We start from the raw sequence: 17,829 nt of genomic DNA, 5'->3' as shown, positions 1-17,829 counted from the left end.
AAACCCGCGCGTATTTTTCGGCTCATACCGATATGAAAAAAATCCTTATCCCCTTATTACTTGTATTCCTTATGAGCTGTGCAGCGCCAAAAATGGTTGCGGTTAACATGCCCGAAGATCAGTTTAAAAAAGAACATGCTTCTGCCAAGCTTATAGAATTATCTGAATCGCGCACCGTTTACCGGCAACTAAATTACGCCCCTGGCGAAGGGCTTTATAAGTTCTATTATTTTAAAAATGGCAAGCTCACTTTAATGGACGAAGGATTTTTACCACACGGGCAAACCACCCCTGTGCCTACGCCTGAATTTTAACGGTTAATATTTCTGATAAACATTATACAACACATCCAGATCAAACTGCGTTAGCCGGGTGGATTCTTCGCGCTGTACAAAGTGGCGTTTAAATGCGCCGATGGCAGCGGGAAGGTTGCGGGTATCGTACCCTATTAAACGTAGAGCCGTAGCGCTATCAAAGTTTGCCGGTGCCGGCACAATGATCATATCCGAATAATAGCCGAAACCTTTACTGGCCAGCAACTCCCACGGGAAGCGGATCCCCGGGTCGGGTTTGCGGCCGGGGGCAACATCGCCGTGACCAATAAAATTGGCTGTGGGTATGTTGTAGTCCTTCTTTAACTTGGCCAGCAGTGCCAGCAGGCTGTTTATCTGCGCCGAGGCAAAGGGCTCGTTGCCTTTATTATCCAGCTCGATACCTATCGAGCAGCTGTTCATATCGCTGATGCTGCCCCATTTGCCAACGCCGGCATGCCAGGCACGCATGTAATCGTTAAGCATGTGCACCACATTACCATCTTTGCTGATAACATAGTGCGCGCTTACCTGCGGCCTTACCAGCGTAAAGGTTTTTATGGTTTGCGCCAGCGAATCTTGCGCGGTGTAATGGATAACTACATAATTTGGCTTACGCAGGTTAAAATTGACCGTACCCACCCATTCAGAAGGTATAGGCCTGCCCAGGCTATCTGTTAACATGGCCGGATTTTCTGCCAGTAAAACCTTGCTTAAGCTGTCGGCATGTTCGGTGTAAACTTTATTGGTGGCAGCATACCGGCTGGCAAGCGGCTTTACCTTTGGCGAGCAGGATGTGATGATAATGGCGGTAGTAAACAGTAGTAGCAGTCGGTTTTTCATAGTTGGTGCTAAATTAGCAAATTTTGTGCCTTGATGGTGCGGTTCAGTTTTAGCCTCGTTTCTATGCGCGTCATCGCGAGGTACGAAGCGATCTCTTTAAGTTATGTTGCAAATTGTTTCTCCGTTAGGAATGGCAGTGAGAAGTATGAAACGTCAGTGGATATATTTTTTCTTGCGGCTGACTTTTCTATCGAGGATTGCCACGCTACGCTTCCAATGACGTGTCGGTGGGACGCTGTGATTATGCGTCAGCAAAACAGCTTCGGGCGAAAGCGGGCAGAACATGGTGGCCTTAAGCGGGGAAAGGGCATAGCAATACTTGCCTGAAGCATGGGGATGAGCGAACGAAGTTGGGGCGAGATTTTGCAGCCCGTGGTTCTGCCTGCTTTGCAGGGCAAAGGCCCTGTGCGGCAAAGAAGCCTTTTGCTGACTTGATCTTTGGTTACTTTGTATCAAGACAAAGTAACAGCCTTCCGCGGCAATTGAGCGGACTAACGGCCATTAAAGCACTGGCCTGTTCTATGTTAGGAATGGCAGTGAGTTGATGAATTGTCAGTGGATGTACTTTTCTTGCGGATTGCTTTTCTATCGAAGATTGCCACGCTACGCTCGCAAGGACGTGTCGGTGGGGAGTTGTGATGATGCGTCAGCAAAGCAGCTTCGGGCGAAAGCGGGCAGAACAATGCCGCATTTTGGCGGTGTCGTTATGTTTGTCAGACTCTTTTCAGGAGCGCGGGGCTTCCTGTCAGAGTGGGCGGGCCGGGTGTATGGCGGGAATGCAAGTTTAGCTTTTTCGATGGATTGGAGCACAGCGAACAATCGAGAAAAAAAGCGTTAAGAACCGGCAGGGCGGGCTGAAGCATCGCTCTGACTTGATCTTTTGCTTCTTTTCTATCAAGAGAAAACGGCGAAGCCCTCTTGAGCACCTTAAAAAAACAAACAACAGCGAAAAACAAGTAGCCCTCCGCGGCAATGAGCGGGCTAACGGTCATGAAAGCACAGCACTTTATCTCTTCTTCGTTAGGAATGACAGTGTTACGATGAATCGGCAAAGTAATAGGCCTTCCGTGGCAATGAGCGGGCTAACGTTCATCAAAGCACAACCCTATCGGGAGCTGCTTACTTATTCTTGTGTACGTAATCCTCAAGCGCAAACTTGTATTCATCACGACTAAAAAGATCATTGATATCCAGGTACGATTTGTAATTGGTAGTGTACTCAAAGGCATACTTAGCAGCGGCCAGTTTGGAGTCGTCGGTAAGGAACTGATTAAGCAGGGTAATCAGTTGCGTTACCGTAATGCCCACTTCCTTGCTGTTTAGCCTGGTTTTTATCACCGCTATTTTCTCCTCGTCGTTACGCTGCTGCTGCATCTCTTTCAGGATAGCCTTGGCCTGCTCGTTGGTCATGGCCTGCTTGGGATGCTTTATTTTGTCGGTAGGGGTAGCGTGGATGGCGCTTATGGGTTTGGTAATAGTTGGCACTGCTTGCCCGATACCCGTGGAAAGCAGGATGATAGGGATCAATAGTTTCATTTTGATTAGGGTTATTGGGATTAAATGTAAGAAGAATTGGAGAAAAGCGAAAGAGGGGGTTAATTCCTGATAGCTCTGAGGAATTCGTCTACATCCTGCTTTCCAACTTCCTCAATATAGTCAAGTTCATCAAACTCATGCCACGTTGGGTCATCTTTGCCAAATGTTGGTAAAAGCAATTCAGGTAGATTCCAATAATCGGCGTAAAACCATGTATCGTCGATAAGCTGCAACCGGATAAGTGTTTCTATTTCTGATAAAAGCTTGTTTCTTGGATTATTCAAGATAACGAAACTGTGTTTTTTGTAATTAGCAGCGTCGCGATAAAGGTAGGATAGTTTGATGTTTGCCATACGGCCAAATTACCCAGCCGTAACAATTCTGTCAATCGGCTATAAGTGAAGTTTATCAAAAATGACACTTATAGTCCGTTGACTTATAGTCAACGATAAGCCAACTTGCTAACATGAGTATAAAGGTGAAAGTTGGACAACGAATAAGAGAGTTGCGTAATGAAATTGGCATTTCTCAGGAAGCGTTAGCTAATAAAGCAGAAATTGACAGAACATATGTTACCGATGTTGAAAATGGTCGCCGTAATATCTCTATTGAAAATTTAGAGAAGCTTATTAACGCTTTAGGCCTTCCTTTTAAGGAGTTTTTTAACTCTCCTAATTTTAATAACTAATGGGAGCGTATTACTCAAATACAATTGCGGGATTTTTGCAAGAGAGTGCCAAATCAATTTTAGGAACTTTAACACATCAAGCGGGTATTGCCGGTTTTCACCAACAATTACATACGCAAACGCTATCATGGGATGAAGAAATAGATACACTAAAATATTCCTTTAATAAGATACTTGCTTATAACCCATTAGCTGGTGATTTTGGAATTTTATTAGAATATCCTATTGCACGCAGAGAAAAAAGAATAGATGCGGTGATAATTGCAAACGAAACGATAATAGTAATTGAATTTAAAGTTGGCAGTAACGACTATTTCAATTCGGATAAAGAACAATTATTAGATTATTGTTTAGACTTAAGAGATTTCCATTTTCAATCGCGGGGAAAAAACATAATTCCTATTCTTTTAGCTACCAATGGTCCCAGTACTGAAAATACTTACATAGAAAATTTAGATTCAGTTAAAGAAATACTAACGGCGAATTCCAACGATTTAACGGATAAACTGGAAGTAATTTTTAGTCGATACTGCTCTAACAACGAAGGTTTAAATTTTGAAAACTGGAATAATAGTGATTATTCTCCAACTCCAACTATAATAGAAGCTGCTCAAACATTATACGCAGGCAAATCTGTTGTAGAGATTTCGAGATCGCATGCCGGTACAAAGAACTTAACAAAAACTTCGGAGGCTGTAGTTTCTGCTATTAAATACGCAAAGGCCAATAACGAAAAAATTGTTTGTTTTATCACTGGCGTACCTGGAGCTGGCAAAACCTTGGCTGGTTTAAATATTGCCCATGATAAAGAGTTCCAAGATCATGAAAAATCTTTAGCAACTTTTCTTTCAGGGAACGGACCATTGATAAAGGTTTTAAGGGAAGCTTTGTCTCGTGATGCTTTTAAAAAACTAAAAGTGGGCGATGCGAATGCAAAAAAGAAGGAAACAGACAGGATTATATCTTTCATTGAAAATGTGCATCGATTTTTAGACCATTATTTTATTGAGAAGGAAAGAATACCTAACAATAAAATTGTAATTTTTGATGAGGCACAGCGAGCATGGGATCAAGAACACTCTATGAGAAAGTTTCAACGACCGCACTCTGAAGCAGAAATGATGCTCGAAATAATGGGTCGGCATCAAGATTGGTCGGTAATCGTGGCATTAGTTGGAGGAGGACAAGAAATAAACACAGGTGAAGCTGGGTTATCAGAATGGGGAAGGATCATAGAGGAAAAATTTAATGATTGGAAAGTTTATGTGTCACCTCAATTAGCAACAGGAAATCATAGCACTGGAGATCTTACACTTTTTAATAAATATCCTACTAATGTAAAGGTTGTCGAAAACAAAGATTTACATCTTGAAGTCTCTATACGTTCTTACAAAGCTGAGGAATTATCAAAGTGGGTAAGTTTAGTACTTTCTAATAATTCAATCGAGGCAAAACAACTTTTTGAGGAGAAATTATCAAAGTATAAAATCATCATAACTCGCGACTTAGATAAAGCAAAGACGTGGCTTACGTCACACTGTAAAGGTTCAAGACGAATGGGTTTAGTTGCAAGTTCAGGCGCAAGGCGCTTAAGGCCTTATGGTCTTGAAGTTAAGTTAGATTTTGAAGAAGCAGCATGGTTTTTGAATGCTCGAACAGATATAAGATCGTCATATTACTTAGAAATACCTGCAACCGAATTTGGTGTTCAAGGGCTTGAATTGGATTGGGTTGGAATGTGTTGGGATGCTGACCTCAGAAGAAACCGGGATGAATGGGATTACAATTCGTTTACGGGCACCACATGGAAAAAAGTAAAGCAACCTGAAAAACAACAGTACTTAATAAACAAATATAGAGTGCTGCTAACCCGCGGCCGCGAAGGCATGATAATATTTGTTCCGCCAGGTAGTGATGATGATATAACCAGAAGACCCACTGACTATAATTCAATTGCAGAGTATTTAAAATCATGTGGAATTAAAGAAATCTAACGGATTTCAGCAGTCGAGCTATTGTGCAAGCTTGCGTCGTTATGGTATGAAATGCCCCTTCGTCTTTAAATCAGCTACTAACAAAATCTTGTCAGTATTAACACATTGATTATCACGAGTTCGCGAATGTTCACGGTGTTCACGTGCGCCGAACATGAACACCTACGAACAAAACGCATGGACGCCTGTTCAATCATCATGCGCCTACCCGTCCTATTAAGTTTCCTCATCCTCACCCTGCTTTCGTGCGGCGGGGATAAGCCTACGTACACCATTACAGCGGCGGATACGGTGGCTGATACTGCCGGGCGTAAAACAGTAATACTGGCGCCTACGGACGGTACTGCTGATATGAACAATATTAACGTGGGCAATACTACTCCGTTGCAATTGATCGCCTTTGCCCGCACGGCCATCGGCATCCCCTACAAATATGCCTCTACCGACCCGCAGCAGGGGTTTGATTGCTCGGGTTTTATTACTTATACCTTTAACCATTTCGGTATTGCCGTGCCGCGCACATCAACGGATTTTACCAATGTAGAGCGCGAGGTGCCCCTAAACGACGCCCGCGCGGGTGACCTCATTCTGTTTACAGGTACCGATAGCACCGTACGCATAGTGGGCCATATGGGTATTGTAGTTACCAACCCCGGCGAAGAGTTGCAGTTCATTCACTCCACCTCGGGCCGCGATAACGGGGTTACCATATCGCCCCTAACAAAAGGCTATCAGGAAAGATTCGTGAAGGTGGTACGGATATTTAAATAAGGTTAAAGTTTAAAGTGTAAGGTCGAAAGTGTGTCAAAACTTTTAGCTTTCTACTTTGACCTTTCAACTCATTAGTACTGTCCTATACTCAGCAGCACCAACGTGCAGGCATAATCTGTAGCTATACCGTTATCGTGAGCAAGGCGGCGTAACTCGCTGTTCTCGGTACCGGGGTTAAATATAATGCGCTTGGGATGTGTGTTGATGATATAATCGTATAAAGGCGGCTGGTTTTGCGGGCCAACGTACAATGTAATCGTATCTATATCGGTATGGATGGTTTCGGGTTTCTCGATAGGTACGCCGGCAACCTCACCGGTTTTTATACCCACGTTAACAATGCTGTGCCCGCTGCGCACCAGCCGGTTAGCGGCAAGGTAAGCGTAACGGCTTGCATCGGGCGTGGCGCCCAGTATCAGTGTTTTTTTATCGGCCATGTTGTAATAACGTGCAAGGTTACAAATAAGTTTGCAGTAGGGAGTTAGCAGTTTGCTTTTTACATGATGGTGATTACTCACCCGGTCGTTGCTTCGCTAGACCCCCCTCTCTCCGCGTTGCGCAAAGAGGGGGAAAATATTTCTCACCCTCTTTACAAAGTATAGAGGGTCGACCCGCGAAGCGTGGTCGGGGTGAGTGAATCATTGCCATTCTCAATGTTTTTGACCCGTCCTTAATCTCTCATCAAAAAAATAAAATAATTTAAAATGTTTTCAAACCATGCTCGTCTTTATCTTTAAACACCATCATAAATTGACAGCAGCATCGATGCCCCAGGATAACAACAGCCATATCATACAAACCATTGCGTCGTATGGTAAAAGCCTGCTGGGGTTTATCCGCAAAAGGGTAAAAAATGATGCCGATGCCGAAGACATTCTGCAGGATGTTTGGTACCAGTTTAGCAATGTGGTAAACGCCGGGCCTATTGAGCAAACCAGCGCGTGGTTATACCGGGTGGCTAAAAACAAAATTATCGACAAGCATAAAAAGCATACCGAAACCCTTTTGGATGATATGCTGCCTGCAAGCGATGATGACGACGACGACACCCCGGATTTTCAGTCTATATTACTTACTGAAGCCACCACGCCCGAAACCCAGTACCTGCGCAACCTTTTTTGGGAACAGCTTTTTGTAGCGCTCGACGAGCTGCCCGAAAACCAGCGGCAGGTATTCATCTGGCAGGAGCTTGATGATATTCCCTTTGAGGAGATCGCCAAGCGCACAGGCGAAAACATTAACACCCTGGTATCGCGCAAGCGGTATGCGGTACTACACCTGCGCAACAGGTTAAAACAATTGTATAAAGAGATAACAGAATATTAAAAACATTAAAAATAAGAACAATGAAAAACGCATTTTATAAAGGTAGGTTCATTTTTATCCCTATCGGCATAGCGGCTATTTTAGCGCTGGCAAGCTTTGTGGTAATGCAGCTTTGGAACCATCTGCTGCCCGATATTTTACATGTAACCACCATAAGTTTCTGGCAGGCCATGGGCATATTCATCCTGTGCAAAATACTGTTTGGCTTTGGCGGCCCAAAAGGCCGTGGCGGTGCGCCATGGATGCGCCGCAAACAAATGATGCAGGAACGTTTGGCGGGTATGTCGCCCGAGGAACGCGAGCGCTTTAAAGAGCAGATGAAGGACCGCTGCGGCTGGGGCGGCCGTGGCCGCCACCGCGACGACTGGCGCGATGCCTGGAAAGACGCGCCCATAGCCGAGAAAGAGTCAAAAACAGAATAAGTAGCTCTTGTCAGTCTGAGCTTGTCGAAGACTTGGCAAATAGATGCTTCGACAAGCTCAGACTGACAATTATAAGTTTATCAACCAACGCCCTACTACCCATGGATGTAATGATATTTAAAACAAGCGTTGCCAGCAGGCAGGAAGTAAACCGGATCCATCCGTTACTTATCTCGCTGGCCGAAATAAAGCAATACAACTTTGACCTGGAAGATTGTGACAATATTCTGCGCGTGGTTAGCAGCGGCATCGAGCCGCAAACCATTAACCACATGCTGCAAATAGCCGGGTTTACCTGCGAGGAATTGCCTTATTAAGTTTGCAGTGGACGGTAAGCGGTTTGCTGTTAGTGCTTTTTCGTGCTGACTGCCAACTTAAAACTGTTAACTGAAACTAACCCACTATCCTGTTCAGCAATGCTATCTGGCCGCTGTGGTAAACGTGGTGTTGTATCAGGCCTTCAATAAGGGCTTGGTAGCTTACACCTTTACCGCCCAGTTCCGGGTCACGGTGGTCGTTAATAGGCTCATCCCACTTACTACCAGGAAACTTTTGAATAACACCTGCCAGCGTAACATTGGCCAGCTTAAAATCAGCGATCAATTGCTTCCATTTATCGTCGTCGGGGTGGCCGGGGTCGGGCCAGTCGCCGCCTGCGGGTTCCCCAGCGGTTTGGCCTTGCATGCGGTCGGTAACCTCTTGTGTCCAGCCAAGCATATGCAATAATATACCGGCAATGCTGTGTACCGAACCTTGCGGCACTTCATACGCCGCCTCAAAGGTTATGTTTTCAATAATATCGTAAGTAGCCGGCCCATACCATGGGTCGTTAGATAGGATCTGCTGTAAGGAATCCTGAAGCTTTTGAGCGATGGTTGTCATATTTCTTTTAACACCTCCTATTAATATTGGTTTGAGACGTTAGTCTTATCGAAGAGCGGTGGGCCGACAAAAAACCGGGCCGATGGGCAAATGCCTGTGCGGGGAAGGATTTTTTTGTCTTGATTTTTTGGTGACTTTTTGTATCAAGACAAAAGTTACTAAGCCCCTGCGGCTATGAGCAGACTGCCATTCAAACAGCACAAACTCACGGGAGATTGCTTCGTACCTCGTAATGACGCGTGGGGAATTATTCAAAATACCTCGCTACCCCATCAGCACAATTCACGCCGTCAATAGCGGCAGAAATAATGCCACCTGCATAGCCCGCTCCTTCGCCGCAGGGGAACAGGCCTGCAACTTGCGGATGCTGGTAGCTCTCCCGGTCGCGTGGAATTTTTATGGGCGATGAGGTGCGCGATTCCACACCAACCAATATCGCTTCGTTCGTATAATATCCCTTCATTTTACGGCCGAATACAGGTAATGCCTTGCGCAGGCGGTTATGGATCCAATCGGGCAGCACCTCTTTCAGGTCAACACTTTTGCAGCCGGGCAGGTACGAGTTTTCGGGCAGGTCGATTGATACGCGGCCTTCCACAAAATCTGTCATGCGTTGCGCCGGGGCAACCAGCTTACCGCCGCCGGCTTTAAAGGCCAGATGCTCTACCTGCTGCTGAAAGTTCAGCATCCGGAAAGGATCGTTCACATCACCCTTTACATCTTCCATATTTATTTGCACCACGGTGCCCGAGTTGGCAAAAGGGTTATTCCGTTTGCTTGGGCTCCAGCCGTTAACCACGATCTCATCCTGCGCGGTAGCGCAGGGGGCTATAATGCCGCCGGGGCACATACAAAAAGAGAACACGCCGCGGTCTTCAACCTGCTCAACTAAATTGTAGTAGGATGGCGGCAGGTCGGGTCCCCGGTACTCGCAATGGTACTGGGCGCGGTCAATAATTTCCTGCGGATGTTCTATCCTTACACCCAGTGCAAAGGGTTTGGCCTCTATCAAAATATCCTGGCTGTGCAGCATCCTGAAAACATCATGCGCGGAGTGACCGGTTGCCAGGATCACGGCATCAGCCAAAAGTTTTTCATTGTTGGCTAATTGCGCCCCTTTTATCTTGCCAAACTCAACCAGTAAGGCAGTCACTTTCGTTTCAAATAGAAACTCGCCGCCTGCTTCTAAAATACTTTCCCGCATGGCGGTAATAATCTGCGGCAGCTTGTTAGTGCCAATATGCGGGCGGGCATCAACCAAAATATCTTCGGTTGCGCCGTGGGCGACGAAGGTTTTGAGCACGCCGTTTACATCGCCGCGCTTGGTGCTGCGGGTATAAAGTTTACCATCCGAGTAGGTGCCTGCCCCCCCTTCGCCAAAACAATAATTACTTTCGGGGTTTACCAGGCCCTGCTTATTAATGTTAGCCAGGTCGCGGCGGCGTTGTTTAACATCCTTACCACGCTCTAAGATGATGGGTTTAAGGCCCTGCGCAATACATTGCAAAGCGGCAAAGATCCCTGCAGGGCCTGCGCCTACAATAATAACCCGTTTGGCATCCTTTACATTTTTATATTGAGGAGTGTAGCTTTCAATTTGTACCGGCTCATCTATAAATACCCTTACCTGCATGCGGTAAAGTACCTTGCGGCCGCGCGCGTCTATCGAGCGCTTAAAAACCTTTATACCGGTAATTCTTTTTTGGGGAATATTAATGGCTGTTGAAGCCAGGCCTGTTAAAACCGCTTCATCCTCGTGCTGCCCGGGCTGGCAAACAATTTCTGCTTCCTTTATCATAATGGTATGCCGGGTTTTTATCCCGGATACGGCAAAGATACATTTTTAAGTATGCAGTTAATAGTTGGCGGTTTGCAGGCGGGTTAATGGCATGCGCGATTCCTCGCGGCGGGAGGGTGCAGGGAGAGAATTAATTAAAAAAATCAACCCATTGTTACGCTCTGCCACTAAGCTACGTAGAGCTAATAGCTTAGTGTAATTAATACACTTAAAAGCGTTCGGTAAAGAACGGTTGACCGTCCGCTATCGTACACTTTAAAATTAGTTTTAAAAATATTCAATTGATAATCAGCATATTATAAAAATGGTTGCATTTTGGCATAGGCCGTTGTGGAATAAATAATAAAGAAATGATGACCACCGTTGATAACCGCTTACAAACACTTTGGGAAGGCTGCCTGCGTAACGACAGGAAGCAACAAGAGATGTTATACAAAGCTTTAGCGCCAAAAATGCTTGCGGTTTGCATGCGCTATGCGAATGATAAAGACGAAGCACAGGATATATTGCAGGAAGGCTTTATAAAAATGTTCAAGAACATGGGCAACTACCGTGGCGAAGGTAGCCTTGAAGGCTGGATCCGCCGTATTATGGTGCACAGCGCTATATCCCGTTACCGTAAAGCCAAAAACGTTGTATTGGTTGAGGATTTTGCCGAACAGGGCATCCCGGTTAATACCAGCTATAATGATAACGGATTAGAAGCCGGCGATCTGATGAATATGGTTCAACAATTGCCCGATACTTATCGCTCTGTTTTCAACATGTATGCTATCGAGGGCTTTTCGCACCAGGAGATAAGCACCAAGCTGGGCATGAGCGAATTGCTGTCGCGCACTACCTTATACCGTGCGCGTATTATTCTTAAAGAGAAACTGAACAAACTGGCTGTTAGAGAGCGCCACTGTATGGCGGGGTAATGTCTGAACTCAATTTGTTGAATTCGAGAGTTTACAGAATCAAGGCAATAGTTTGAAGAGAATGTCCTAACGCGCCACTAAATAATTTCAATTCCCGCCAATTTCCATTGTGTCAATATTTTACTCAGGTTATTCTGCTGATCTTTAGAACTAATTACAAATCGACTGCTAATGATTTTATCATCAAAGGTTATATATATTCTGTTACCTGAACCATCACTTGATCTGGCACCTTTATAGTCATTTGCGTTTACCTCTATTTTTCTTATATCTTTAAGTAATATTGTTTTCTCATTCAAAGTAACTGATTCTGTATTAACAATTAATTCTCCATCCTTTTTGTACATTTTTACAAAGTTGGTACTGGTTAGAATCAGGTTTATCACTATTGTAATTAATCCCAATATAACGAGAGTACCCGCAAGGGGCTTATACATTAGTGGTATTTGTAAATCTGTAATCTTCGCTCCCAGTATACCAAGCAGTGTTAATATGCTAATAACTTGCAATATGTAATATAACTTAGTCTTTTGGATATAGGTATCGAATTTTTCTGTCATATATATAAAGTTAATAACGCCTCTTTTAAAGTTTGCCAATCGCTTGAATTTAGAGAATCTTTTCTAAGTATTTCTATTTGATAAGAACGTTGTCCTGTTAGACCCGGCAAAACAAACCAAATCACAAGGTGAGCAACTCTCGCGACCCATCATTATTACATTCAAAATTCTACGATTTGAATTGATATATTAGCGCATGGACCGCAATATTTATGCTGCTCAACTTAGAAAGAGCTTGATCTACACTTTCCTGCTTGGCTATCTGCTCACATTTATTACTATAATGGTTGTGTTTTCTAAAGAAGCTGGAAGTTTAGAAGGAAATCAAGGAATAACCTTGTTTTGTTTGATTGGCTTTGTATGGGTACTTTGCCTAACACTTTTATCAACCACTATATTCTTTAACCTCTTTCCTGAAATAAAAAACAATCGGTTTTACAATTTCCTGAGTTATTACGCGCTGCCTGTTAGCGCCTGCAGTATCCTGATCTTCACAAACAGCGTTTTAGAGATTGCCTCGGTTTATTTATCTATAACTCTCCCATTTTTTGCTGTCCACTCTTTTTTCTTCTATCGACAAATGGACTCAAACTAATAAAAAATGGTTGACCGGCGTACCCGATCAACCATTCTCTTATCTTTATTCTCCGACCGTTACTTGTGTTTAGAACTCATATAAAACACCATTTCGCCGCCATTCATGATATCCTGGTGGGTAATGGTTAAGCTGTTATACGGCTTGCCGTTGAGCATCATTTTTTGTACGTAAACGTTTTTCTCGCTTTGGTTTTTAACGGTTATCTTAAAAGTTTTGCCGTTGCCAACCTGTATGGTAGCGTTATTTACCGACGGGCTGCCGATAGAGTAATCAACCGAACCAGGGGCTACCGGATAAAAACCCATCGAACTGAAAATGTACCAGGCACTCATTTGGCCGGTATCATCGTTACCGCCTAAACCGTCGGGTGTTGGTTTGTACATGCGTGGCAATATCATACGGATGCGTTCCTGCGTTTTCCAGGGTTTGTCTGTCCAGTTGTACAGGTAGGCCACATGGTGCGACGGCTCGTTACCATGTACATAGTTACCAATGATACCGTCGCGGGTAATATCCTCGGTTTCGGCAAAGTATTTATCCGGCAGGTTCATGGTGAACAGCGAATCTAAATAAGGCACAAAGCGTTTGTTGCCACCCATCAGTTTTATCAATCCTTCGGGGTCCTGCGGTGCAAATAAGGTGTAGTTCCAGGCGTTGCCCTCAATAAAGCCTTCGTTAATAGTGCTCAATGGGTCAAACTTGGCGCGGAAGGTGCCATCAGCTTTCCTCGGCCTCATAAAGCCCGATTTTGCATCGTACACATTTTTATAATTCTCGCTGCGTTTAATAAACTCGTTATAAATATCTGTTTTACCCAGTTTTTTTGCCATCTGCGCAATTGCCCAATCGTCGTACGCGTATTCTAAAGTATTTGATACCGATACGCCTGTTTTTTCATCAGGCACATAGCCCAGGTCCATGTATTCGCCAATGCCCTCGTAGCTGCGGTGGCGGGCGGTTGTTACGCAGGCCATTAAAGCTTTTTCGGCATCGAATGGCGCGTTACCTTTTACAACTGCATCCGCTAAAACTGCTACACTGTGGTAACCGCTCATGCACCAGTTCTCGTTGGCCGAGTTACTCCAAACCGGGAGCATCTTTTCGGGACTTTGATCAAAATGCACCATCATCGATCGTACCATATCTGCATTGCGCTGCGGCTGTATGATATTAAACAGCGGGTGCAGGGCGCGATAGGTATCCCACAACGAGAAGGTGGTATAATTGGTAAAGCCATCGGCTTTGTGTACGTTTTGGTCAAGGCCCTTATACTGCCCGTCAACATCCATGTAAACGGTTGGGTTTATCATGGTATGGTACATGGCGGTATAAAAATCCTGCTTGCGCTCGGTACTGGCATTAATAGTGATTTTCTCCAGTTCGGTTTCCCAAAGCTTCTGGCCGTCTGCTTTTACCTTTTCAAAATCCCAGCCCCGTACTTCGGCCTGCATATTGGCTAAAGCGCCATCCATGCTCACCGGCGATAGCGCGAATTTTATTTTGATCTTCTCGCCCTCTTCTGTCTTAAAATCAAAGTAAGCGCGTATCTGCTTTCCGGCTATCTCAGGAAAGTTTTTGCTTTGGTTGAATTTGCCCCAAAAGCCGCCATAAACCTCGCGCTTATCGTATTTTTTAAACCCATGCTGAATGAATTTCTTGTTAAACGCCATGGCAAAATATAGCGTGCGGGTGCGCGCCCAGCCGTTTGTTTGGCGGTAACCTACCAGTGTGCTATCGTTCAGCAGCTTTACGTATGTCCAAACGTTTTTGTCTGGATAATTGTAAATACCAGCCATCAGGTCTAATATCACATGCGATTGATCTGATTTAGGGAACGTGTATTGGTGAAACCCAACGCGCGCGCTGGTGGTCATTTCGGCGGTGATGTTCGAGGCATCCAGCTTTACTTTGTAGTAGTTGGCCTCGCTTACCTCGTTGGCATGCGAAAACGCCGAGCGGTAACCGCTGCCCGGCACATCTGCTACACCCGGATTTAGTTTAAGCTGACCTACGGTTGGCATTATTAAAAAATCGCCAAGGTCTGAGTGCCCGGTACCGCTAAAATGGGTATGGCTAAATCCTACAATGGTTTTATCTTCGTACTGGTAGCCCGCGCAGTATTCGTAAACCTTAGGGTTATACCTGCCGTTAAGTTCATAACTGGCGGTATCCGTTTCGGGGCTAAGCTGTACCATCCCAAATGGAACGGTAGCCCCGGGGTAGGTATGCCCCATGCGCTGGGTGCCAATAATGGGTTTTACATATTGTACCAAGTTTTCGTGCTTGTTTTGCGCAGTGGCCTGCAGCGCGGTACAAATAAAAAGGGCGGCAAATATCTTTTTCATTTATCGGGTAATGATAATACGTGTCAGTAAATAGTTATCAATGGCAAATATAAAATCATATACCATGTTAGCCGTATTTAATTACATTTACAAGGCAATAATTGCCATTATGGCGTAAATATTAGGTTTTGTAACAACGGTATGCGTTTTGTAATCTAATTCGTAAATTCACATTACTATAAAAAACTAAAAAACACACAATGAAAAATTTATGGATCGTAATAGCTGTTGTGATAGTACTTGCCCTGATGGGTGGCTGCAGTTACAACGGCATGGTGAAGTCTGACGAGAACGTAAAGAGTAAATGGGGCCAGGTGCAAACCCAATATCAGCGCCGCAGCGATCTTATCCCTAACCTGGTATCTACGGTAAAAGGCGAAGCTAATTTCGAAAAAGGCACACTTACCGAGGTAACCAACGCGCGTGCAAGGGCTACTTCAATACAGGTTGACCCAACCAAGCTTACCCCCGAAGCGATACAGAAATACCAGGAAGCACAGGGGCAGCTAAGCACCGCTTTAGGTAGGCTGCTTGTTGCATCAGAAAACTATCCAACACTTAGGGCTAACGATGCCTTTAGAAACCTGCAGGTGCAGTTAGAAGGTACCGAAAACCGGATAAGTGTGGCCCGTAAGGATTTTAATGATGCTGTACAGGCCTACAATAGCAAAATCCGCACTTTCCCAGCCAACATTACCGCAAAGGTGTTTGGGTTTGCCGAAAAAGGATATTTCCAAAGCGAAGCCGGTTCGGATAAAGCGCCAAAAGTTCAGTTTTAAGATTTCACTGATAAAAGATGATCTCGCCGGTTTTTTTACCGGTGAGATCATTCCTACAAAACCTGTAATCAACATCATAATCTGTGTAATCACAACCAATATGGCAGTATTTACCGAAGAGGAACAGCAGCGTATACAAACGGCTGTTGCTGATGCCGAGAAGGAGACATCTGGCGAGGTACGCGTTTGTATTGAAAAAACCTGCACCGACGACCCGCTTAACCGTGCCGTGAAATACTTTACGCAGCTCGGGATGGAAAAAACCAGGCTCCGCAACGGCGTGCTCATTTACGTGGCCACTGTCGACCGTAAGTTTGCCATAATAGGCGATGCCGGTATTAACGCAGTGGTACCCGCCAATTTTTGGGATAGCACCAAAGAGGAAATGCTGAGCCAGTTTAAGTATGGCAACCTGGTTGAAGGCATCGTTACCGGCATTGAACATACCGGCGCGCAGCTGAAAAAATATTTCCCCTATATGCTTAACGATAAGAACGAACTGCCGGACGATATCGCCTTTATGGATGGCAATTAACAATAAACAATGTTAAAAAGAACAATATTGTGGCTGGTGCTGGTGCTATGCATCAATACAGCCTTCTCGCAGGACATCCCCGAAAGATCCGGCACGCTTGTTACCGATTATACAGGTACCTTATCCGCATCAGACAAGCTAAAGCTTGAGGATAAGCTAAACAACTACAACGATTCTACCAGCACGCAAGTAGCCGTTGTTATCATTAAATCAACCGGCGATTATGATATCAACCAATATGGCGTAGAGCTTCTGCGCAAGTGGGGCATTGGTACCAAAGAAAAGAACAACGGTGTTTTGGTACTGGTTGCCATAAACGACCGGAAGATGGCCATCCAAACCGGGTACGGCGCCGAAGGCGCCCTGCCGGATATCACTACCCAGGAGATCATCCAAAACGATATGAAACCCCGTTTTAAGGAGGGCGACTATTATGGCGGGTTAGATGCCGCAACCGACGACATTATTAAAGCCATGAAGGGCGAATACAAAGCCGACGCAAAAAAAGCTAAACGCAAAGACGATGGCGGCGGCTCTGCAGGGTTTATCGTTATTATCGTAGTTATTGTCCTCATTATTATTTTCCGCAAACGCGGCGGCGGGGGTGGCGGCGGCCGTATCATTGGTGGCCGTGGCGGCGCAAGTCCCTTTTGGTGGTTTTTAGCCGGCAACATGCTTGGCGGCGGCGGACGCAGCAGCGGCGGCGACTGGGGCGGCTTTTCTGGCGGCGGAGGCGGCTGGGGAGGCGGCGGCGGTGGTGGTTTCGGCGGCTTTGGCGGCGGAAGCGGCGGGGGCGGCGGAAGCAGCGGCAGCTGGTAAGCAGTGTAAAATTTCAATATTAAAATTAACCGAAGCTAAAGCAGATCCTTTTTGTTATAAAAGGGATATAAATTACTATGCTTATATGAGCGATCTTATCTGGAAAACCTGTTCTTCCGAATATATCCATAAAGGCCCCTGGGCTACTTTGCGAACCGATAAATGCGAAATGCCCGACGGCACCGTAGTAGACCAGTATTATGTACTGGAATACCCCAATTGGGCTAACGCGGTAGCACTTACCGGGGATAATAAAATATTGATGGTTCGCCAGTACAGGCATGCCGCTAATATTGTATCGCTGGAGATACCGGGCGGTGTTATAGAGGATGGCGAAGACCCTGAAGAGGCCATGCGCCGGGAGTTATTGGAGGAAACCGGTTACCGGTTTGATGACGTGGAACTGATAAGCACCGTTTATGCCAACCCATCAACCGCAAATAATAAAACCTTTTGTTACCTGGCTAAAGGGGGGCAAAAGGTACAGGAACAAAAACTTGACGAACACGAACGCCTTGTGGTAGAAGAATACACCATAGCCGAAGTAAAGCAGCTACTGGCGGAAAACAAGATAGCCCAGGCGCTGCATTGCACCGGGCTGTTTTATGCATTAATGAAGTTGGGCGAATTATAATTCAACACAACTGTCAGCCTGAGCTTGTCGAAGACCAACACTTTGTCAGTGGTTCGACAGGCTCACCA

At 45.2% G+C, this 17,829-nt stretch carries 21 protein-coding genes; 13 read left to right on the top strand and 8 right to left on the bottom strand.

All coding sequences use genetic code 11. The annotated features are described in order from the left end of the window. Window positions 1–32: 32 nt before the first annotated feature. A complete protein-coding gene (locus tag GWR56_RS06090) occupies window positions 33–314 on the top strand; it encodes a hypothetical protein (protein ID WP_162430250.1) in 282 nt (93 codons plus the stop codon). 3 nt (window positions 315–317) lie between these two features. Here the strand turns inward: GWR56_RS06090 and GWR56_RS06085 are convergent, their stop codons facing one another. From GWR56_RS06085 to GWR56_RS06075, 3 genes are all read right to left on the bottom strand, one after another. Then, the gene (locus GWR56_RS06085) at window positions 318–1,154 is read right to left on the bottom strand and encodes an N-acetylmuramoyl-L-alanine amidase (RefSeq protein WP_162430249.1); all 837 of its coding nucleotides are present in this window, start codon (window positions 1,152–1,154) and stop codon (window positions 318–320) included. A gap of 1,119 nt (window positions 1,155–2,273) precedes the next feature. Continuing rightward, entirely contained in the window at window positions 2,274–2,690 is a 417-nt protein-coding gene (locus tag GWR56_RS06080) for a DUF4476 domain-containing protein (protein ID WP_162430248.1), read from the bottom strand. 59 nt (window positions 2,691–2,749) lie between these two features. Beyond that, window positions 2,750–3,043, bottom strand: coding sequence for a hypothetical protein (locus GWR56_RS06075; RefSeq protein ID WP_162430247.1), 294 nt, complete (start codon window positions 3,041–3,043; stop codon window positions 2,750–2,752). Between the two features lie 113 nt (window positions 3,044–3,156). Between GWR56_RS06075 and GWR56_RS06070 the strand changes: the two genes are divergently transcribed. From GWR56_RS06070 to GWR56_RS06060, 3 genes are all read left to right on the top strand, one after another. Then, window positions 3,157–3,378, top strand: a complete 222-nt coding sequence (locus GWR56_RS06070; RefSeq protein ID WP_162430246.1) for a helix-turn-helix domain-containing protein — start codon at window positions 3,157–3,159, stop codon at window positions 3,376–3,378. Further along, on the top strand, window positions 3,378–5,372 hold the full coding sequence (locus GWR56_RS06065) for a DUF2075 domain-containing protein (protein WP_162430245.1): 1,995 nt from the start codon (window positions 3,378–3,380) through the stop codon (window positions 5,370–5,372). Before GWR56_RS06070 ends, GWR56_RS06065 begins: the two co-directional genes overlap by 1 nt. Before the next feature lie 177 nt (window positions 5,373–5,549). Next, window positions 5,550–6,143, top strand: a complete 594-nt coding sequence (locus GWR56_RS06060; protein WP_162430244.1) for a C40 family peptidase — start codon at window positions 5,550–5,552, stop codon at window positions 6,141–6,143. Between the two features lie 71 nt (window positions 6,144–6,214). Here GWR56_RS06060 and GWR56_RS06055 read toward each other — a convergent pair whose 3' ends face one another. Further along, window positions 6,215–6,580 carry a CoA-binding protein gene (locus GWR56_RS06055; RefSeq protein ID WP_129877370.1) on the bottom strand — a complete coding sequence of 122 codons (366 nt, stop codon included), beginning with the start codon at window positions 6,578–6,580 and terminating at the stop codon, window positions 6,215–6,217. A 313-nt stretch (window positions 6,581–6,893) separates the two neighbouring features. On the opposite strand from GWR56_RS06055, the gene GWR56_RS06050 reads away from it, so the two are divergent. From GWR56_RS06050 to GWR56_RS06040, 3 genes are all read left to right on the top strand, one after another. Then, entirely contained in the window at window positions 6,894–7,469 is a 576-nt protein-coding gene (locus GWR56_RS06050; protein WP_238395318.1) for an RNA polymerase sigma factor, read from the top strand. A 20-nt stretch (window positions 7,470–7,489) separates the two neighbouring features. Beyond that, window positions 7,490–7,891: a hypothetical protein gene (locus GWR56_RS06045; protein ID WP_183554912.1), complete on the top strand. Its 402-nt coding sequence runs from the start codon at window positions 7,490–7,492 to the stop codon at window positions 7,889–7,891. A 101-nt stretch (window positions 7,892–7,992) separates the two neighbouring features. After that, complete coding sequence (locus GWR56_RS06040) at window positions 7,993–8,208, top strand: hypothetical protein (RefSeq protein ID WP_162430243.1); 216 nt, start codon at window positions 7,993–7,995, stop codon at window positions 8,206–8,208. 76 nt (window positions 8,209–8,284) lie between these two features. On the opposite strand, the gene GWR56_RS06035 is transcribed toward GWR56_RS06040, so the two are convergent. Then, entirely contained in the window at window positions 8,285–8,773 is a 489-nt protein-coding gene (locus GWR56_RS06035) for a DinB family protein (RefSeq protein ID WP_162430242.1), read from the bottom strand. Window positions 8,774–9,020: 247 nt separating this feature from the next. Then, a complete protein-coding gene (locus tag GWR56_RS06030; protein ID WP_162430241.1) occupies window positions 9,021–10,571 on the bottom strand; it encodes an NAD(P)/FAD-dependent oxidoreductase in 1,551 nt (516 codons plus the stop codon). A 350-nt stretch (window positions 10,572–10,921) separates the two neighbouring features. On the opposite strand from GWR56_RS06030, the gene GWR56_RS06025 reads away from it, so the two are divergent. Further along, window positions 10,922–11,491, top strand: coding sequence for an RNA polymerase sigma factor (locus GWR56_RS06025; RefSeq protein WP_162430240.1), 570 nt, complete (start codon window positions 10,922–10,924; stop codon window positions 11,489–11,491). Between the two features lie 77 nt (window positions 11,492–11,568). On the opposite strand, the gene GWR56_RS06020 is transcribed toward GWR56_RS06025, so the two are convergent. Beyond that, a complete protein-coding gene (locus GWR56_RS06020) occupies window positions 11,569–12,051 on the bottom strand; it encodes a hypothetical protein (RefSeq protein ID WP_162430239.1) in 483 nt (160 codons plus the stop codon). Between the two features lie 196 nt (window positions 12,052–12,247). Here GWR56_RS06020 and GWR56_RS06015 point away from each other — a divergent pair, with 196 nt between their 5' ends. Next, a complete protein-coding gene (locus GWR56_RS06015; RefSeq protein WP_162430238.1) occupies window positions 12,248–12,646 on the top strand; it encodes a hypothetical protein in 399 nt (132 codons plus the stop codon). Between the two features lie 59 nt (window positions 12,647–12,705). Here the strand turns inward: GWR56_RS06015 and GWR56_RS06010 are convergent, their stop codons facing one another. Beyond that, window positions 12,706–14,994, bottom strand: a complete 2,289-nt coding sequence (locus tag GWR56_RS06010) for a GH92 family glycosyl hydrolase (protein WP_162430237.1) — start codon at window positions 14,992–14,994, stop codon at window positions 12,706–12,708. Between the two features lie 200 nt (window positions 14,995–15,194). On the opposite strand from GWR56_RS06010, the gene GWR56_RS06005 reads away from it, so the two are divergent. From GWR56_RS06005 to GWR56_RS05990, 4 genes are all read left to right on the top strand, one after another. Continuing rightward, entirely contained in the window at window positions 15,195–15,773 is a 579-nt protein-coding gene (locus GWR56_RS06005; RefSeq protein WP_162430236.1) for a LemA family protein, read from the top strand. Between the two features lie 100 nt (window positions 15,774–15,873). After that, entirely contained in the window at window positions 15,874–16,308 is a 435-nt protein-coding gene (locus tag GWR56_RS06000; RefSeq protein ID WP_162430235.1) for a TPM domain-containing protein, read from the top strand. A gap of 9 nt (window positions 16,309–16,317) precedes the next feature. After that, window positions 16,318–17,127: a YgcG family protein gene (locus GWR56_RS05995; protein WP_162430234.1), complete on the top strand. Its 810-nt coding sequence runs from the start codon at window positions 16,318–16,320 to the stop codon at window positions 17,125–17,127. 85 nt (window positions 17,128–17,212) lie between these two features. Then, window positions 17,213–17,761, top strand: a complete 549-nt coding sequence (locus GWR56_RS05990; protein ID WP_162430233.1) for an NUDIX hydrolase — start codon at window positions 17,213–17,215, stop codon at window positions 17,759–17,761. The last annotated feature ends 68 nt before the right edge of the window (window positions 17,762–17,829 follow it).

The organism is Mucilaginibacter sp. 14171R-50, assembly GCF_010093045.1.
Lineage (GTDB): Bacteria > Bacteroidota > Bacteroidia > Sphingobacteriales > Sphingobacteriaceae > Mucilaginibacter.
The sequence above is the reverse complement of the archived record's forward strand: the minus strand, read 5'-3'. Positions and strand labels throughout refer to the sequence as shown.

Excerpts from the sequence above, each read along its gene's own strand:
- GWR56_RS06090 (WP_162430250.1), top strand. The coding sequence starts at position 33 with ATGAAAAAAATCCTTATCCCCTTATTACTTGTATTCCTTATGAGCTGT.
- GWR56_RS06085 (WP_162430249.1), bottom strand. The coding sequence starts at position 1,154 with ATGAAAAACCGACTGCTACTACTGTTTACTACCGCCATTATCATCACA.
- GWR56_RS06080 (WP_162430248.1), bottom strand. The coding sequence starts at position 2,690 with ATGAAACTATTGATCCCTATCATCCTGCTTTCCACGGGTATCGGGCAA.
- GWR56_RS06075 (WP_162430247.1), bottom strand. The coding sequence starts at position 3,043 with ATGGCAAACATCAAACTATCCTACCTTTATCGCGACGCTGCTAATTAC.
- GWR56_RS06070 (WP_162430246.1), top strand. The coding sequence starts at position 3,157 with ATGAGTATAAAGGTGAAAGTTGGACAACGAATAAGAGAGTTGCGTAAT.
- GWR56_RS06065 (WP_162430245.1), top strand. The coding sequence starts at position 3,378 with ATGGGAGCGTATTACTCAAATACAATTGCGGGATTTTTGCAAGAGAGT.
- GWR56_RS06060 (WP_162430244.1), top strand. The coding sequence starts at position 5,550 with ATGGACGCCTGTTCAATCATCATGCGCCTACCCGTCCTATTAAGTTTC.
- GWR56_RS06055 (WP_129877370.1), bottom strand. The coding sequence starts at position 6,580 with ATGGCCGATAAAAAAACACTGATACTGGGCGCCACGCCCGATGCAAGC.
- GWR56_RS06045 (WP_183554912.1), top strand. The coding sequence starts at position 7,490 with ATGAAAAACGCATTTTATAAAGGTAGGTTCATTTTTATCCCTATCGGC.
- GWR56_RS06040 (WP_162430243.1), top strand. The coding sequence starts at position 7,993 with ATGGATGTAATGATATTTAAAACAAGCGTTGCCAGCAGGCAGGAAGTA.
- GWR56_RS06035 (WP_162430242.1), bottom strand. The coding sequence starts at position 8,773 with ATGACAACCATCGCTCAAAAGCTTCAGGATTCCTTACAGCAGATCCTA.
- GWR56_RS06030 (WP_162430241.1), bottom strand. The coding sequence starts at position 10,571 with ATGATAAAGGAAGCAGAAATTGTTTGCCAGCCCGGGCAGCACGAGGAT.
- GWR56_RS06025 (WP_162430240.1), top strand. The coding sequence starts at position 10,922 with ATGATGACCACCGTTGATAACCGCTTACAAACACTTTGGGAAGGCTGC.
- GWR56_RS06020 (WP_162430239.1), bottom strand. The coding sequence starts at position 12,051 with ATGACAGAAAAATTCGATACCTATATCCAAAAGACTAAGTTATATTAC.
- GWR56_RS06015 (WP_162430238.1), top strand. The coding sequence starts at position 12,248 with ATGGACCGCAATATTTATGCTGCTCAACTTAGAAAGAGCTTGATCTAC.
- GWR56_RS06010 (WP_162430237.1), bottom strand. The coding sequence starts at position 14,994 with ATGAAAAAGATATTTGCCGCCCTTTTTATTTGTACCGCGCTGCAGGCC.
- GWR56_RS06005 (WP_162430236.1), top strand. The coding sequence starts at position 15,195 with ATGAAAAATTTATGGATCGTAATAGCTGTTGTGATAGTACTTGCCCTG.
- GWR56_RS06000 (WP_162430235.1), top strand. The coding sequence starts at position 15,874 with ATGGCAGTATTTACCGAAGAGGAACAGCAGCGTATACAAACGGCTGTT.
- GWR56_RS05995 (WP_162430234.1), top strand. The coding sequence starts at position 16,318 with ATGTTAAAAAGAACAATATTGTGGCTGGTGCTGGTGCTATGCATCAAT.
- GWR56_RS05990 (WP_162430233.1), top strand. The coding sequence starts at position 17,213 with ATGAGCGATCTTATCTGGAAAACCTGTTCTTCCGAATATATCCATAAA.